At 59.4% G+C, this 16,919-nt stretch carries 16 protein-coding genes; 3 read left to right on the top strand and 13 right to left on the bottom strand.

What is annotated here, in order from left to right; all coding sequences use genetic code 11:
• The first annotated feature begins 113 nt into the window (after window positions 1-113).
• Together GE543_RS20730 and GE543_RS27175 are read left to right on the top strand one after the other, a co-directional pair.
• The gene (locus GE543_RS20730; RefSeq protein WP_052735663.1) at window positions 114-500 is read left to right on the top strand and encodes a co-chaperone YbbN; all 387 of its coding nucleotides are present in this window, start codon (window positions 114-116) and stop codon (window positions 498-500) included.
• Entirely contained in the window at window positions 497-1,114 is a 618-nt protein-coding gene (locus tag GE543_RS27175; RefSeq protein ID WP_046237848.1) for a co-chaperone YbbN, read from the top strand. Before GE543_RS20730 ends, GE543_RS27175 begins: the two co-directional genes overlap by 4 nt.
• 47 nt (window positions 1,115-1,161) lie before the next feature.
• Here GE543_RS27175 and ureC read toward each other — a convergent pair whose 3' ends face one another.
• The 13 genes from ureC to GE543_RS20660 all read right to left on the bottom strand — a co-directional run bounded on the left by ureC (window position 1,162) and on the right by GE543_RS20660 (window position 16,287).
• Window positions 1,162-2,862, bottom strand: coding sequence for an urease subunit alpha (gene ureC / locus GE543_RS20720; protein WP_024672058.1), 1,701 nt, complete (start codon window positions 2,860-2,862; stop codon window positions 1,162-1,164).
• Between the two features lie 133 nt (window positions 2,863-2,995).
• Complete coding sequence (locus tag GE543_RS20715; RefSeq protein ID WP_003391866.1) at window positions 2,996-3,301, bottom strand: urease subunit beta; 306 nt, start codon at window positions 3,299-3,301, stop codon at window positions 2,996-2,998.
• Window positions 3,298-3,831, bottom strand: coding sequence for an N-acetyltransferase (locus tag GE543_RS20710; protein ID WP_003419474.1), 534 nt, complete (start codon window positions 3,829-3,831; stop codon window positions 3,298-3,300). The genes GE543_RS20715 and GE543_RS20710 overlap by 4 nt, the downstream gene beginning before the upstream one ends.
• A gap of 10 nt (window positions 3,832-3,841) precedes the next feature.
• Window positions 3,842-4,384, bottom strand: a complete 543-nt coding sequence (locus tag GE543_RS20705) for a GNAT family N-acetyltransferase (protein WP_003419473.1) — start codon at window positions 4,382-4,384, stop codon at window positions 3,842-3,844.
• A 10-nt stretch (window positions 4,385-4,394) separates the two neighbouring features.
• The gene (ureA, locus tag GE543_RS20700) at window positions 4,395-4,697 is read right to left on the bottom strand and encodes an urease subunit gamma (RefSeq protein WP_003317023.1); all 303 of its coding nucleotides are present in this window, start codon (window positions 4,695-4,697) and stop codon (window positions 4,395-4,397) included.
• 302 nt (window positions 4,698-4,999) lie between these two features.
• Window positions 5,000-5,845 (bottom strand): urease accessory protein UreD, encoded by an 846-nt coding sequence (locus GE543_RS20695; protein WP_153222280.1) that lies wholly within the window; start codon window positions 5,843-5,845, stop codon window positions 5,000-5,002.
• A gap of 48 nt (window positions 5,846-5,893) precedes the next feature.
• A complete protein-coding gene (gene urtE, locus GE543_RS20690) occupies window positions 5,894-6,592 on the bottom strand; it encodes an urea ABC transporter ATP-binding subunit UrtE (protein ID WP_046237845.1) in 699 nt (232 codons plus the stop codon).
• Between the two features lie 110 nt (window positions 6,593-6,702).
• Window positions 6,703-7,563 (bottom strand): urea ABC transporter ATP-binding protein UrtD, encoded by an 861-nt coding sequence (urtD, locus tag GE543_RS20685; RefSeq protein ID WP_046270577.1) that lies wholly within the window; start codon window positions 7,561-7,563, stop codon window positions 6,703-6,705.
• Window positions 7,560-8,639, bottom strand: coding sequence for an urea ABC transporter permease subunit UrtC (gene urtC, locus GE543_RS20680; protein WP_046237844.1), 1,080 nt, complete (start codon window positions 8,637-8,639; stop codon window positions 7,560-7,562). Before urtC ends, urtD begins: the two co-directional genes overlap by 4 nt.
• Window positions 8,639-10,228, bottom strand: coding sequence for an urea ABC transporter permease subunit UrtB (urtB, locus tag GE543_RS20675; RefSeq protein ID WP_003419453.1), 1,590 nt, complete (start codon window positions 10,226-10,228; stop codon window positions 8,639-8,641). Before urtB ends, urtC begins: the two co-directional genes overlap by 1 nt.
• A gap of 250 nt (window positions 10,229-10,478) precedes the next feature.
• Complete coding sequence (gene urtA, locus GE543_RS20670) at window positions 10,479-11,744, bottom strand: urea ABC transporter substrate-binding protein (protein ID WP_046237842.1); 1,266 nt, start codon at window positions 11,742-11,744, stop codon at window positions 10,479-10,481.
• Window positions 11,745-11,999: 255 nt separating this feature from the next.
• The gene (locus GE543_RS20665; RefSeq protein WP_153222279.1) at window positions 12,000-15,431 is read right to left on the bottom strand and encodes a dermonecrotic toxin domain-containing protein; all 3,432 of its coding nucleotides are present in this window, start codon (window positions 15,429-15,431) and stop codon (window positions 12,000-12,002) included.
• 394 nt (window positions 15,432-15,825) lie between these two features.
• Window positions 15,826-16,287, bottom strand: a complete 462-nt coding sequence (locus tag GE543_RS20660; protein WP_046237840.1) for a copper chaperone PCu(A)C — start codon at window positions 16,285-16,287, stop codon at window positions 15,826-15,828.
• Window positions 16,288-16,429: 142 nt separating this feature from the next.
• Here GE543_RS20660 and GE543_RS20655 point away from each other — a divergent pair, with 142 nt between their 5' ends.
• Window positions 16,430-16,888 (top strand): transposase, encoded by a 459-nt coding sequence (locus GE543_RS20655; protein WP_153222278.1) that lies wholly within the window; start codon window positions 16,430-16,432, stop codon window positions 16,886-16,888.
• The last annotated feature ends 31 nt before the right edge of the window (window positions 16,889-16,919 follow it).

The following is a 16,919-nucleotide window of genomic DNA, read 5'->3' as shown; positions in this document are numbered from 1 at the left end:
CCTCCTTTGCATGACGCGACAAACAGGGCGTTTACTGTCATTTCTGTCAGTAGACGTGCTATTCGCTTCGTCCTATGTTTCCTCCGGGGATTATACGAACGGAGGGCCGGGACATGAGTGTCATTACGGTTACAGATGCAACCTTTCAACAGGAAGTTCTTGAAGCCAGCAAGACGAAGCCGGTCCTGGTCGAATTTTCTACCAGAGGTAAGGAAAACAAACAAAAACTGCCTAATGCCAGTGCAAAAATGGACGCTGTCATAGACGAACTGGCCGTCGCGTACGCCGAGAAAATCAAGTTCGTCAGGGTCGAGATCGAGTTGGGTCCGGACTTGAAGGACACTCTGAATCCGGTGACGTCGAATACGTATGCCATCAACCACGGTCCGACGACCGTGCTGATCAAAATGGCCGAAATAGTCGGTGGTTATGACAAGCAGTACGTAGAGGACACGCTGAAAGCGTTTGCCGGCATTGTTGATGAGGGAGAAATTTCATGATCAAGGCTGAATTATTAACGCTTGTCGAGGCGCGTATCACGCTGGCGGAGCAGGTACCGGCCGGCGCCAACGGTAAAACCAGTAACCGATACGATATGGCGAAAGGGAAACTCAGTGTTTTTCGCGTGCTGAAGCGTACCTTGCAAGGCAAGGCTACCGCAGAGGACCTGGGGACGCTGGACGCCATCAATGATACGTTGCAGGCATTGAAGATACTGGAGTCGGACGAGACATTTCTGAATCGCAAGGAAAAAACAGTTAAAGCAATAACCGTCTCGGATGACGATGATTTCAATAGCGAGTTCTCTAAAGCCAACCCTCTGGTGTTGGTCGAATTCAGCCGACCCGGGGTCAATGAGTATAACGAGCCTGACCACAGCACACGGACTGGGGCGATTCTCGACGAGCTTGCGCCCGAGTTCGAAGGCACGGTCGTGATGCTTCGGGTGCCGATGGACAGCTGTGCAGCGACAGTTCAACAGTACAATGTGACCGTCGCGCCGACTGTTATCTTTTTCAAGAACGGTGTAAAGCTTAAGGAAACCGCTGATTTTCATCTGAAGTCCTGGTACAGGACCGAAATCAAAAAGCTGGACCCCAAACAGTCAGTTTGAGCTGAAACATCCCAGGGCCTTCGCATACCGAAGGCCCTTTTTTGGGTTCAAAACAGAAAGTACCGCTGCGCCATCGGCAGCACGTCCGCAGGCTCGCACCACAGCAACACCCCATCGGCCTTGACCTGATAGGTCTGCGGGTCGACTTCGATGTCCGGCAGGTAATCGTTGTGGATCAGGTCTTTCTTCTGCACGGTACGGCAGCCTTTGACGACACCGATCTGCTTCTTCAGGCCCAGTGACTCCGGTACACCGGCGTCGAACGCTGCCTGGCTGATGAACGTCATGCTGGTGGCGTGCAGCGAACTGCCGTAGCTGGCGAACATCGGGCGGTAGTGAACCGGTTGCGGGGTCGGGATCGAAGCGTTGGCATCGCCCATCAGGCTGGCAGCGATGGCGCCGCCCTTGAGGATCAGGGTCGGTTTGACGCCAAAGAACGCCGGCCGCCACAGCACCAGATCCGCCCACTTGCCGACTTCGATGGAGCCCACTTCATGGCTGATGCCGTGGGTGATCGCCGGGTTGATGGTGTATTTGGCGATGTAACGTTTGGCGCGAAAGTTGTCGTTGCCCGGGCCATCCTGCGGCAGTGGACCACGCTGTTTCTTCATCTTGTCGGCGGTTTGCCAGGTGCGCATGATCACTTCGCCAACCCGGCCCATGGCCTGGCTGTCGGAACTGAGCATGGAAAAGGCGCCCAGGTCGTGAAGGATATCCTCGGCAGCGATGGTCTCGCGACGGATGCGGCTTTCCGCGAAAGCCACGTCTTCGGCGATGCTCGGGTCCAGGTGATGGCAGACCATGAGCATGTCCAGGTGCTCGTCGATGGTGTTGCGGGTGAACGGACGCGTCGGGTTGGTCGAGCTCGGCAGCACGTTCGGCGAACCACAGGCCTTGATGATGTCCGGCGCGTGACCGCCACCGGCACCTTCGGTGTGATAAGTGTGAATCGTGCGGTTCTTGAACGCGGCCAGGGTGGTCTCGACAAAGCCTGACTCGTTGAGGGTGTCGGTGTGGATCGCGACCTGCACGTCGTATTCGTCGGCCACGCTCAGGCAGTTGTCGATGGCCGCAGGCGTGGTGCCCCAGTCCTCGTGCAACTTCAGACCGATGGCGCCGGCCTTGACCTGCTCGATCAGCGGGCCGGGCAGGCTGACGTTGCCCTTGCCGGTGAAGCCGATGTTCATCGGGAACGAGTCCGAGGCCTGGAGCATGCGCGCCATGTGCCACGGGCCGGGTGTGACGGTGGTGGCATTGGTGCCTGTGGCCGGGCCTGTGCCGCCGCCGATCATGGTCGTCACGCCGCTCATCAGGGCCTCTTCGATCTGCTGCGGGCAGATGAAGTGGATGTGCGTGTCGACGCCGCCTGCGGTGAGGATCATGCCTTCGCCGGCAATGACCTCGGTGGCTGCGCCGACGGCAATGGTCACGTCCGGCTGGATGTCCGGGTTGCCCGCCTTGCCAATGGCCGCGATACGCCCGTTCTTGATGCCGACGTCGGCCTTGACGATGCCCCAGTGATCGATGATCAGGGCATTGGTGATCAGCGTGTCGACCACCTCAGCAGCCAGCAACTGGCCCTGGCCCATGCCGTCACGAATGACCTTGCCGCCGCCGAACTTCACTTCTTCACCGTAGGTGGTGAAGTCCTTCTCGACCTCGATCCACAGCTCGGTATCGGCCAGGCGAACCTTGTCGCCGACGGTGGGGCCGAACATGTCTGCGTAGGCTTGTCGGCTTATCTTCATCTCTCGTACCTCGGATTCAGAGCGGCAAGCTGCAGGCCGCAAACTGTAATGTGTTCAAAGCGACAAGCTGCAAGCCGCAAGTCTTTAGTCGTCATATGCTTTGCTCTTGAAGCTTGAAGCTTGAAGCTTGAAGCTAAAGCTCCCCCATCACCCGGCCGGCAAACCCGTAAACCTTGCGCAAACCGGCCAGGTCCACCAGCTCGACTTCGCGGGACTGGCCCGGTTCGAAGCGCACGGCGGTGCCGGCCGGAATGTTCAGGCGCATGCCCCGGCTGGCGGCGCGGTCGAAGGTCAGTGCGTCGTTGGTTTCGAAAAAGTGGAAATGCGAGCCCACCTGAATCGGCCGGTCGCCGCTGTTGGCGACGGTCAGGCTGAGGGTGCGGCGTCCGGCGTTGAGTTCGATGTCGCCGGGCTGGATCTGGTATTGACCAGGGATCATGTCGGTTGCCCCAAGGTTTTGAAATAAATGGCGGTCGGCCGATAGCGACCGTCCGGTGTCGCGCAATAATCCGGCAGTTCACCGACACGGTGGTAGGCCAGCGCGCTGTAGAAGGCTTCAGCCGTTGAGCCCGCTTCGGTGTCCAGGTGCAACAACCCACGCTTGTGTTTCACGGCGGCCTGCTCAACGGCCTCCATCAATTGCCTGCCCAGGCCACGCCCGCGCGCCGCAGGCAGCACCATCAGTTTCTGTACTTCGGCGCGGTTCAGGCCATTGGGCTTCTGACACAGCGACAGTTGCGCACTGGCCAGAACGTTCTCGTTCTCGACCACCACCCACAGCAGCAGAGTGCCAGCGGCGACGTCGACTCTGAGCCCGTCACACCAGCCGTAGGCCTGCGCCATGTCGAGGTCGGCCATGAAACCGACCGACGCGCCATCATGAACCGTATCGAACAACAATTGCGCCAGACCCTGGCGGTAATGCGCGAAGCTTTCGGCGGTGACGCGGCGCAGCTGTGCTGGGTTCATGGCGTGCTCTCTAAAGGGCGGAAGGGGCTTGCGAAACCGGTGGCTGAGCACCGGGCGACAGGTCGAGCTGCATGAACGTCAGGTCCAGCCAGCGACCGAACTTGGTGCCGACCTGCGGCATTTGTCCGGTGGTCTTGAAACCCAGGCGATCATGCAGGGCGATGGACGCCGCGTTACCGCTTTCGATGGCCGCGACCATCATGTGCTTGTCACAGTCGCGGGCGCGCTCGATCAAAGCGGCCATCAGGCGCGGGCCCAGACGTTTGCCACGCTGGTCGGCGCGCACGTAGACCGAATGCTCGACCGTATGGCGAAAGCCTTCGAACGGCCGCCAGTCGCCAAACGACGAATAGCCGAGCACTTCGCCTGCGCTGTCGACCGCGACCAGAATCGGATAACCCTGACTCTGGCGAGCTGCATACCAGGCCTGGCGGTTGGCCAGATCAACCGGCTGCTCGTTCCAGATAGCCGTGGTGTTGAGCACTGCATCGTTGTAGATGTCCAGAATGCCCGGCAGATCGTCCGGCAGGGCATCGCGAATCACGTCCGGCATGATCACTCCTTCAGGCAATCGGCTGATGCACGGTGACGAGTTTGGTGCCGTCCGGAAAGGTGGCTTCCACCTGGATCTCCGGGATCATTTCCGCGATACCTTCCATGACCTGATCGCGGCTCAGCAGGGTCGTGCCGTAGTGCATGAGCTCAGCGACGGTCTGCCCGTCACGCGCACCTTCGAGCAGCGCCGCAGAAATATAGGCCATGGCTTCCGGGTAGTTGAGCTTCACGCCGCGCGCCAGACGCCGTTCGGCGACCAGTCCGGCGGTGAAGATCAGTAGCTTGTCTTTTTCGCGTGGTGTCAGGTCCATGGGGCTTCCGTTTGTTCAAACTCGGTGGTTGATCGTTCCCAGGCTTGAGCCCTCATCGTTATGTATAAGTCTGTTTTAGGTTCTGTCCGAAGGCCGTGGGAGCGAACTTGTTCGCGAAGGGGTCGGTGTAGTCGCCGAACATGCAGCGCCTAAAACATTGTCTTCGCGAACAAGTTCGCTCCCACGACCTGCGGGCAGAAGCGCTAAAAGACCCGATTTTCGGGCTTTTCAGGACTTATGTATCACGCTGAGTGCATCAGCGCCGAGGGTGTAGCCTGGAATGCATAGCGTCCAGTCATCAATCAGGTGTTCCAGATTCTTGGCGTTACCGCCTCGCGTCCCAGCAGGGCAGGGCGCAGTCGTTTCCACAGTTCTATCAGCCAGGCCCGGGCGTGCAATGCTTCGTCTGCCAGACAGCGAGCGACCAGCAGACCGGGCAATTGAGTCAGGTCGCCGCGTACCGGGTTGGGCATCGACAGCGAACGGCAGGCCTCGAGCAGCTCGCTGCTTACTTCGCCGGTCATCAGCAGGGTGGCGAACACCGTCCTGCCGTCCAGGCCGATGGGCGAGTCCAGCAGCCCGTCGCCACCGATAATGCGTTGTCGCTCATGCCAGAGCAATGTGCCGTCGCGCCGGATATCCAGATGCGATTGAAAATGCCCGTGTTCGAAACGCTCGCCACTGGCTGGCCGGCCCAGCGCCACCACATCCCAGTAGCATAGCTTCGCATCACCGTGCAGCTCTATGCGGGTGCTCAGTTCTGCCTGGGCGTTGCTGAAGACGATGGTTTCCTGCGGCAGCCATTCCAGCGTCGCACCGGGCTGGACGTGCAGCTCCAGTTGCTGAAAGGCCGGGCTGGCGGCGCGATACCATTTGGCCGCGCCGGGGCTTGTCAATTGCGCCCACGCATCGGCCCCCACGGTGGCCGAGATATCCAGCCGGTCACCCCCGGCGATGCCACCCGGTGGATGAACGATAATGTGCTGGCACACCTCAGGGCCTTCGGCGTACAGATGCTTTTGCACCCGCAGCGGTCCTTTGTGGCGCCGCTGCGTCGGGCGTGTGCTGTCATCGAAACGGCCGTAACCCAATTCCAGCTCGGCGTGCCAGCTGGGGGTGAAGAGGGCGGTGTTGGCAGGCAGGTTCATGGTGTCTTCATTGGCTTGTCGAATGCTGCACGATAACGGATTGACGCATCAAATGGTGACCAGACCACGAACGCCGTCGCTCTCCATGTTCTCGCCACGGCCCTGCTGGACGATCTCGCCCCGCGACATCACCAGGTACTGATCGGCCAGTTCCGCGGCGAAGTCGTAGAACTGCTCGACCAGCAGAATCGCCATGTCGCCCCGCTCTGCGAGCTTTTTGATAACTACGCCGATTTCCTTGATCACTGAGGGCTGAATACCTTCGGTGGGCTCGTCGAGAATCAGCAGGCGCGGACGGCTCGCCAGTGCCCGGCCTATGGCCAGTTGCTGCTGCTGACCACCGGACAGATCGCCGCCGCGACGGTGCTTCATTTGCAGCAGCACCGGGAACAACTCGTAGATGAAGGCTGGCACTTCCTTGGCCTCGGAGCCCGGAAAACGGGACAGGCCCATGAGCAGATTTTCCTCGACCGTCAGCCGGCCGAATATTTCCCGGCCCTGCGGCACGTAAGCAATCCCGGCATGTACCCGCTGATGCGTTTTTAACTGGGTGATGGTCTTGCCTTCCCATTGCACCGAACCTTCCTTCGATGGCAGCAGGCCCATCAGCACGCGCAAGAGCGTGGTCTTGCCCACGCCGTTGCGGCCCAGCAGGCAGGTGACTTCACCGACCTTCACATCAAACGACAGACCGCGAAGAATGTGGCTGCCGCCGTAATACTGATGAAGCTTTTCGACCTGGAGCATGGTGGGTCCTTTTTTGAGCTGCAAGCTACAAGTTTCAAGCGGCAAGAAAGAGCAGCATGCTGCCTTTGCTTCTAGCTTGCCGCTTGCAGCTAAAAGCTTGCAGCAGGGCGCTAGCGCCCTAAATACACTTCGATCACGCGTTCGTCGGCCTGTACGTCGTTCAGCGAGCCTTCAGCCAGCACGCTGCCCTGGTGCAGCACGGTGACATGGTCGGCAATCGAGCCGACGAAGCCCATGTCGTGCTCAACCACCATCAACGAATGCTTGCCGGCGAGGCTCTTGAACAGCTCGGCGGTGAATTCGGTTTCGGCATCGGTCATGCCCGCGACGGGCTCGTCGAGCAGCAGTAATTGCGGGTCCTGAACCAGCAGCATGCCGATCTCCAGAAACTGCTTCTGGCCGTGGGACAGCAAGCCCGCAGGACGCTGCATCGAGCTGGTCAGGCGGATCGTTTCCAGCACCTCACCGATCCGGTCCTGTTGCTCGCCGCTCAACCGCGCACGCAAACTGGCCCACACCGATTTGTCGCTCTTCTGCGCCAGCTCGAGGTTTTCGAACACGCTCAAGGCCTCGAATACCGTGGGTTTCTGGAACTTGCGGCCGATGCCGGCCTGAGCGATCTGCACTTCGGTCATCTTCGTCAGGTCCAGCGTTTCACCGAACCAGGCCTTGCCGTGGCTGGGACGGGTCTTGCCGGTGATGACGTCCATCAGCGTGGTCTTGCCCGCGCCGTTGGGGCCGATGATGCAGCGCAGTTCGCCCACGCCGATGTACAGATTCAGATCGTTCAGGGCCTTGAAGCCGTCGAAGCTGACGCTGATGTCTTCCAGCGTCAGGATCGTGCCGTGGCGAGTGTTGAGGCCTTTGCCAGCGCTTTTGCCGAATCCCACTGCGTCGCGGCTGGTGCCAGCGTCGGAGTTTGGCGCCAGGATCGGTTCCAGCATGAAAGACGGGGTCGGAGTGGTTTTCATTGCTCGCTCCTTTTCTTCAGCATGCCGATCACGCCCTTGGGCAGATACAGCGTGACGATGATGAACAGCGCGCCAAGAAAGAACAGCCAGTATTCCGGGAAGGCCATGGTGAACCAGCTCTTCATGCCGTTCACCAGACCTGCGCCCAGCAGCGGGCCGATCAGCGTGCCGCGGCCACCCAGGGCTACCCAGACAGCGGCTTCAATCGAGTTGGTCGGCGACATTTCGCTGGGGTTGATAATGCCGACCTGCGGTACATACAAGGCGCCAGCCAGACCGCACAGCACGGCGCTCAGGACCCAGACGAACAGTTTGAAGCCGCGCGGATCGTAACCGCAGAACATCAGACGGTTTTCCGCATCGCGCAGCGCGGTCAGCACGCGGCCGAACTTGCTCTGCGCCAGGCGCCAGCCGATGTACAGACTGGCCACCAGCAGTGCGACCGTGGCCAGAAACAGCGCCGCTCTGGTCCCTTGTGAACTGATGCTGAAGCCCAGAATGCTGCGGAAGTTGGTGAACCCGTTGTTGCCGCCAAAGCCGGTCTCGTTGCGAAAGAACAGCAGCATGCCGGCGAAGGTCAGCGCCTGGGTCATGATCGAAAAGTACACGCCCTTGATCCGCGAGCGGAAGGCGAAGAAGCCGAAGACCAGCGCCAGCAGTCCCGGTGCCAGGACCACCAGGCACATCGCCCAGAGGAAGTGGTCGGTACCCGCCCAGTACCACGGCAGCTCGGTCCACGACAGGAAGGTCATGAAGGCCGGCAGACCATCGCCAGCGGCCTGACGCATCAGGTACATGCCCATGGCATAACCGCCCAGGGCGAAGAAAAGGCCGTGGCCCAGCGACAACAGCCCGGCGTAGCCCCAGACCAGGTCCAGCGCCAGCGCGACGATGGCGTAGCAAAGGATCTTGCCCACCAGGGTCAGGGTGTAGGCCGAGACCTGAAAGCTGTTATCGGCAGGCAGCAGCGACAGCAGCGGCAGTGCCAGCAGCACCGCCAGTATTAAGGAGCCTGCGGTCAGCGTGCCTCTGGGCCCGACTTTTTGCGCGGCAGTGACTATCAATGGCTGGCTCATCAGTCAATCACCCGTCCTTTCAGTGCGAAGAGGCCTTGCGGACGTTTCTGGATAAACAGAATGATCAGCGCCAGGATCAGGATCTTGCCCAACACGGCGCCGATTTGCGGTTCGAGAATCTTGTTGGCGATGCCCAGCCCGAAGGCCGCCATCACGCTACCGGCCAGTTGCCCGACACCGCCGAGCACTACCACCAGGAACGAATCAATGATGTAGCTTTGCCCAAGATCAGGGCCCACGTTGCCGATCTGGCTCAGGGCAACACCCCCCAGACCAGCGATACCCGAGCCCAGACCGAAGGCCATCATGTCGATGCGCCCGGTCGGTACACCGCAGCAGGCGGCCATGTTGCGGTTCTGGGTGACGGCGCGCACGTTCAGGCCCAGGCGGGTCTTGTTCAGCAGCAGCCAGGTCAGCACCACCACGAACAGCGCGAACGCGATGATCACGATGCGGTTGTAAGGCAGCACCAGATTAGGCAGCACCTGGATGCCGCCCGACAGCCATTGCGGGTTGGCGACTTCGACGTTCTGCGCGCCGAAGGCCAGACGCACGGCCTGAATCAGCATCAGGCTGATGCCCCAGGTCGCAAGCAGGGTTTCCAGTGGGCGGCCATACAGGTGACGAATGACCGTACGCTCCAGGGCCATGCCGATCGCGGCGGTGACAAAGAACGCCACCGGCAACGCGATCAGCGGGTAGTACTCGATGGCCCCCGGTGCGTAGCGCTGCAGCATCAGTTGCACGACGTAGGTGGAGTAGGCCCCCAGCATCAGCATCTCGCCGTGGGCCATGTTGATTACGCCCAGCAGGCCGAAGGTGATCGCCAGACCCAGCGCCGCCAGCAACAGGATCGAGCCCAGCGACATGCCGCTGAACGCCTGGCCGAGGATTTCACCGATCATCAGCTTGCGCTTGACCTGCGCCAGGCTGGTTTCAGCCGCCACGCGTACCGAAGCGTCGGTTTCCACGCCGGGTGCCAGCAATGATTCAAGACGGGTACGCGCCAGCGGGTCACCGGTTTCGCCCAGCAGTCGCACGGCAGCCAGACGTACTGTCGGGCTGGAATCGACCATTTGCAGGTTGGCCAGCGCCAGGGTCAGCGCGCTTTTGACACTGGAATCGGATTCGCTGGCCACGCGTTCGGTCAGCAACTCGAGTTGTGCAGGGCGCGCGCTTTTTTGCAATTGCAGGGCGGCGGCCATGCGCAGTCGTGTATCGGCTGCCAGCAGCTGATGGCTGGCCAACGCCGTTTCAACCAGGCCGCGCAGCCGGTTGTTCAAGCGCAATTTACGCGGTTCGTCAGGCGTTGGCGCATCGGCGGCGGCAGGGGCCTGTGCATCGACGGCCACGTATTGATCGTTGTTTTCGATCCAGGCACGCTTGCTGCTGTCGGCACCCACACGGCCATCGCGCAAGGCTTCAAGCAGCTCGACACGTTCCGGCACAGGCCTGGCGGCCCAGGCTTCCAGCAGCTCTGCCTGTTGCGAAGAACTGGCTGCGACAAAGTCACTGGCATCACCGGCCTGGGCAGCCAAAGGCAGCAGCAGGCTGATGGTGAGGATCAAACGGTAAAAATAAGAAGGCATATCAATATGGCCTTGGCTGTTTTTGATTCTGGCCGAAGGCCGTAGGAGCGACCGGGGCGGCGATCCGCCTTGTTCGCGAAAGGGCCGGTACATTCTCCGAAAATGTATCGTTCGAACTACCGTCTTCGCGAACAAGTTCGCTCCTACGCCCTGTGGGCAGAAGCTTTGAAGCCCCTTATTTCGCGGGCTTCAGGACCTGTCTATAACGCTTGGCGCTGGAGCGTGGGAACGATCAAGCAGCGTTGATCCGTCAGTTGCTCTTCGCCGGGGTGTCCGGCTTCTTGTCGTTGCCAGGGATGTACGGGCTCCATGGCTGGGCGCGGATCGGCTCTTTGGTCTGCCAGACGACGCTGAACTGACCATCGTCCTGGATTTCGCCGATCATCACGGGCTTGTGCAAGTGGTGGTTGGTCTTGTCCATGGTCAGGGTAAAGCCCGACGGCGCTGCGAACGTTTGGCCGGCCATGGCTTCACGGACCTTGTCCACGTCGGTGGATTTGGCTTTCTCGACCGCCTGCGCCCACATGTGAATGCCGACATACGTGGCTTCCATCGGGTCGTTGGTCACGGCCTTGTCAGCGCCTGGCAGGTTTTTCTTTTTGGCGTAGGCCGTCCAGTCAGCCACGAACTTCTTGTTGACCGGGTTTTCCACCGACTGGAAGTAGTTCCAGGCAGCCAGATGGCCTACCAGTGGCTTGGTGTCGATGCCGCGCAGTTCTTCTTCGCCTACCGAGAAGGCCACAACCGGTACGTCGGTAGCGTTCAGGCCCTGGTTGGCCAGTTCCTTGTAGAACGGCACGTTGGAGTCGCCGTTGACGGTGGAGATAACGGCCGTCTTGCCACCGGCGGAGAACTTCTTGATGTTGGCGACGATGGTTTGATAATCGGAGTGGCCGAACGGGGTGTAGACCTCTTCGATATCGGTATCTTTCACGCCTTTGGAATGCAGGAAGGCGCGCAGAATCTTGTTGGTGGTACGCGGGTAGACATAATCGGTGCCGAGCAGGAAGAAGCGTTTGGCCGAGCCGCCATCTTCACTCATGACATATTCGACGGCAGGGATGGCCTGCTGGTTAGGCGCGGCGCCGGTGTAGAAAACATTGGGCGACATCTCTTCGCCTTCGTACTGCACCGGGTAGAACAGCAGCCCGTTGAGTTCTTCGAAAACCGGCAGCACCGATTTGCGCGACACCGATGTCCAGCAGCCGAAGACCACGGCGACCTTGTCCTGGGTCAGCAACTGACGGCCTTTTTCCGCGAACAGCGGCCAGTTGGAGGCCGGGTCGACGACGACCGGTTCCAGCATCTTGCCGTTGACGCCGCCTTTGGCGTTGATCTCGTCGATGGTCATCAAGGCCATGTCCTTGAGCGATGTCTCGGAGATGGCCATGGTGCCGGACAACGAATGCAGAATGCCGACCTTGATGGTCTCGGCAGCCTGAACGGTCCAGGTCAGCCCCATGGCGGCGATGGATGCGGACAGGGTAAAGGCTTTGATCAGGCTGCGACGCTTCATTGACTGGCTCCCTTAGTACATTGTTTGAGGTTTGGCGGCGGTGCATTTCGTTGCTCTTCCAAGCTTTAGCAAGGTCTGGGCCAATGTAGGAACGTCGCAAAATGGAACGAATGTGTCGCGGTTCGGGGAGGGTGTGCACCAAGGTGGAACCCGGCTTTGCCCCGCGGGCGCTGCGGGCTCTGCAATGGTGCAAGGCTGCTTCGCAGGAGCGCCGGCCAGGAACGGCCGGCTTTCCAGATCACTCGCTTGCGGGTTTCAGACCCAGAGTTCCTGTTCTCCGGTATACAGATCATAGGTCTGATCGACCAGTTGTTCGGGCGCATCGAACCAGGCAAACAGCTGCCCGTTGATCCGTTTGGTCGCGCCCAGTTGCACGCACGTGCCTGGCGGGATTGCCACGTGGTCGCCAAGAAAACCGGTGAACATGTTCTTCTTGGGCACCGCCGGTGCAAAGATGAAGAACACCGGGTGGTTTTCGGCATTGGCGTTGCGACTCACGAACCCGTCCTGGCTCCATCTGGAGGCATTGGCTCGCGACACCGATGCAGACTGCACGCCGTTGTCGGTGAACACCGAACCCACCTCGCGTTCAAGGCAGGCCACCCCGTCGCTGGACACATAGGTGGCGCGAAAGGCAGTGCCTTCCCACGCCTTGAGTTTATGGAACTGACGTAAAAACCTGCGCGTGGTGGCGTTGCGCACGCCGCTTCGCAGCAGCGGGTTGATGTCCGTTGAACCGCTTTCCACATAGGCGACTATTTCGGAATAGTTCTCTGCGTTGGATGTCTGGGCCAGCGCCAGGTAATCGCTCTCGAACTTCAGGCGTTCGGTGCTACTGGCTTCCTCCAGAGAGGCCGGCCAGAGAGTGGTCAGGCTGGCCAGCCGGGATTGGGCATTGCGGATTGCCGTCTTGCTCATGCGCGGTATCTGTTTGCCGACGACTTTCCAGGTGCCGCTGGTGCTGCGCAGGGCAAACTCCTGCTCGTGCACCAGTTGCGTTGCATCCATCGGGTTGACCCGATAAAGGCGTGAGTGACCGAACATGTTGGCCCGCCGGCTCAGAAAACAGGTCTGGCCTTCTACTTCAATGGCAACGAAGCGTTTGGGGTCCATGGCGACGATCAGTTTCGAGTTTGCAAAACGCGGGGCCTTGGAGTGCGACAGGAGGTAGCCGATCTGTACCTGACCGTCATGGCCTACCCTGCGTATCAGGTGCGGGCGTCTTGGCTTTTTTGTCGCGTTGACTGCCGGTTTCAGGGCCAGCGCCAGGTGGCCGACCAAGGCGATGGCCAGATAGCTGATGGCGCTCAGGAACTCTTCGGCAGCACCTTCCAGATCGTTCTCATCGATTTTTGAAAAGGCACTCCAGGTCTTGTACAGGCCTACCCCCAACGAGACAGGCAGCATGATCGGATCAGGCAAAAACAGAATCGCAATGCCGGCGATCAGGTCGAATCCCCGGGCCGATTGCCCCCTGCCGGTTGCCTGACTCATCTGCCGTTTGGCTTCGTTGATCAACTGATCAATCTTGGTCTCGTGACTTTCCTCATAAATGTCCTTGCTCTGTGTGACAAACACGACCGGGCGCAGCAGCCTGGGCGGGATAGGTACAAGCGTGAGTTGAGTCAATACCTCTGGCGGGCGCCAATGCTTCGCTTGCTTTTCGTATTGCATGGCACGCAGTGTCTCGAGGCGCCTGGAAAGCGGTATTTGCTCAAGCAGATACCGCTGGAACGGCGCCTCCTCCAGAAAGCTCGTGGTGAGATGAAACATGCTGTAGAACCAGCGGAAAACGATGCCGTCCGGAGCATCCAGGGTGCACAGTACCAAGGGACCCTTTTCGAATTTTTCGGCAGGAGCGATCAACATGACATTGGTCATCTTGAATTGATTGACGCTGAAAAACCTGACCTCTATGGCTTCGCCGTTGACGGTCGGACGTCCTTGCGGCGCGGGGGAGTCCAGCACTGCTTTGATCCACTCGCGGCCTGAAGGTGAAAAAGTCTGCTGCTCCAGCTCCAGCAGCACCATCTTCATCTGCGCCTCCAGCATGGCCTTTTGCAATCTTTTCAGCTGCTGTGCGTAGGCCGAGGTCCTCAGATGAAGGTCGAGGTAATCACTGAGATGCCGCGGGTCCTCTATGGCCTCTACCAGCGCCTTGATCGCTGACTTTTCCAGTCGAGTGATGACAGCACCGGTGTCATCGACAGCCCGGACTACCAGTGCGTCCTCGACCAGAATACGGTGAGCACGGTCATGCGCCAATTGCCTGAGTGATACCTGCAGAGTACTGGTTGCCGGTGGCACGGGGGCGCCGGTAATCTCCTGCACTTCAGTGCCTACACGGTACGTCATTGACAGCGTGATGCGTTCTGCTGCCGTCGGGATGGACGAGCGTTTCAGCATGTCATCCAGTTGCTTGTCGATATAGCGCGTGAGGTAGGTGCGGCTGTCGTTCTCCGGCTGGTCGAAGTTATCCTTGCTGGCTTGCCGGATGCTGACGATCGATTCACCAAACCGTTGTGCCTGATCCAGCCATTCCTGGTGTTGCGATGGCGTCATGGTTTTCCACCATTCAGGCATCTGGCTCTGAATCAGATCGGCATCCAGTCTGTCGAGCCGCCAGTGGTTGTCGAAATAAACGTCCGATCCCGGCAGATGGGTCAATGATTGCTCGAAACAAATCTCGTCCATGCGTTGAGCGCGAGCGAGTTGTACGGCCTGTGCAAAAATTGACTGCTGTCTGACGACCAGACCTGCATGCAGCAGGCTCAGGAAGTCGCCCTCCATCAGGGTGTACTGCCATTGCAGCCCGTTGGCGTTGAAGTCGATCTGCTTCACCTGTTCAGTTCCCAGGCTTTGCCCGTATTCGAGAACTGCTGCCCTCTTGATCAGGGTTTCGTGCAGTTGCTTCAAGGACGCAAATGCCTGCAGCCCTTCGTGGGGCGTGAACAGCAGGACATCTTCACGTTCTTCTTCGTCGATCCGTACCGGTTCGTCACGCAGGCGTCGGGCAATGACAAACGCACCGTAAAGCGACACCGGAGGATTCTCACCGGTACGCGCCGAGAGGCTGTACACGCTGTGCGCTTGAATATCCGCCATGTTTGCGGCCAGGCTGGTGTCGCATGGGCGCAGTGCTTGCGAAAGCAGGCTGTAGTGGTTGGTGGTCATTGTTCCCAGCGCGATGAGCACTACGCACTCGGCTTTCAGGCACTCGATCTGTTCGGCGATGAACTGACTGCGCCGGGTTTCGCCGCCATCGGGGGCTGCGCTCCAGTAGTCTGCCAGTTTCTGGCGGTAGAACGGTTCCAGTTGCTGGCTGATCTGATTGTAAAACAGGGTCGTGGCCGCGCCGTCCAGCAGCGGGATGGCGGGCGTTTGTGACGTGGAGGAGGGCGATGGGTAGAGCCCTTGTACGTCGCTGTGGGCCCAGTTCAGATGACCGGTGAAATACTCGACCAGACTGGATATCAGTGGGGCATTGATGATATTCCCGCCGTCGTCTGAAGCTGCCTGGCTGTCCCGGTAGCTCAGCGATGTGGTCTGAACATCCAGCCCGGGTATGAGGCGGTGCAGCAGATCGCGGGCCAGGTCCTGCGTAACCTGGCTGAAAGCGGGCGGGTAGGTATCGCTGGCAGGTGGGTTGTCTGGCAGTGGGGGTGATGCGGTGAGCGGTAGGTTCATGGTGCTGATTCGTCTGCATGATGGATGATCCACTCAAGGCGTTGGCCGAGCGGTTCATTTCATATAGTCAGGCTTGAAGGCACGCGGGTATCGGCCAGCGCAGTTCGAGGACTGCAGCATCGGCTGTCTGATCGGTAGGAAGTATCGGAAACGCGCGAGATTGAGGCAAGGGCGGGGCCTGAAACCGGGTATGAGGAGGAATTCATCACAACGCCACTCAGTGGTTTCAGGCCCCGCAGTGAGCAATCTAAGCTGTTGCCGCTGTTTTGGCAAAGCGCGAAAGCACTATTCGATCAAGCGCCCGGACAATCAGCATCTGACCTGCGTGCCAGGTGTGTCGCCGCATCAGGGATAATGAGGATATTCAGCTCCCGGCCCTGCTCGTGAAGGCTACTCAGTGCTGGTGTTCCGGAGCCTGTTTTTGCACCACGACCTGTACCTCCACATCCCCCGCCTTTTCGAAATGCAGAGTCATCGGGAAGTGCTGGCCGACCACCAGCTTCGAGCGGTCCTTGATGTCCAGCAACATCACGTGCCAGGCCATGGGGGCGAAAGCCACCTTCGCGCCAGCCGGTATGTCGACCGCCTGCACGTGCTGCATCTTCATCAGCCCGTCGGCATGTACATGCTCATGCAACTGCGCCTGCCCGGCGATGGGCGTGTCGACGCTAATCAGCCGGTCGGCGCTGTCACCCTTGTTCTCAATGGTGAAATACGCCGCCACCGTCGGTGCATTGGGCGGTAGCTCCATCGACCACGGATGGCCAATCAGCAATGACCCTGCCTTGTACTCATGGGCGTGGACGAGGCTGGCTGGCAGCAGCAGTGCGGCCAGCAGCAATGCTTTTTTGAGCATGGGGAGATTCTCCGGGGATTCGATGAAGGAGTGAAAGGTAGCTCAATTGGACATCCGAAACACTTGGGCAAACCTTTGAGCACTGCTGAGTGAGCCCGTTTCGTACAGTCGTTCCCCGGCATGCAGCCATTGGGTGATTAGGATGAATGAAAGGGCACAGTCACATCGTTTGCGCTTGGGGCGATTCTCCGGTACGGGCCAAATGTATTTAGTCACCGCAAAAACATTCCAGAGAAATCCTGTTTTTTCCGATTGGCGCATGGGTCGTCTGTTGGTTGATGAGCTTCGACACGTTGAAGAGCAGCAACTGGCCGATTCATTAGCCTGGGTGGTAATGCCCGACCACATTCACTGGCTGCTGCAGTTGCATAGTCACTCATTATCCAGCGTTGTACAGCGTGTCAAATCGAAAAGCGCGATCGCCATAAACAGAGCCAGAGGCTGCAGTGGACCTTTTTGGCAAAGCGGGTTCCACGACGTCAGCATCCGTACTGAAGAAAGCCTTTTGGATTTTGCCCGTTATATCGTTGCCAATCCTGTTCGAGCCGACCTAGTCAAAAGCGTGCGCGATTATCCCTTATGGGACGCAATTTGGCTGTGAAAAACCGGTCTCTTCGTGAGCAATCTCACTC

The organism is Pseudomonas sp. SZ57 (genome assembly GCF_009495975.1).
Taxonomy (GTDB): domain Bacteria; phylum Pseudomonadota; class Gammaproteobacteria; order Pseudomonadales; family Pseudomonadaceae; genus Aquipseudomonas; species Aquipseudomonas syringae.
Note: the sequence above shows the minus strand (reverse complement) of the source record. Positions and strands in the feature narration are given on the sequence as shown.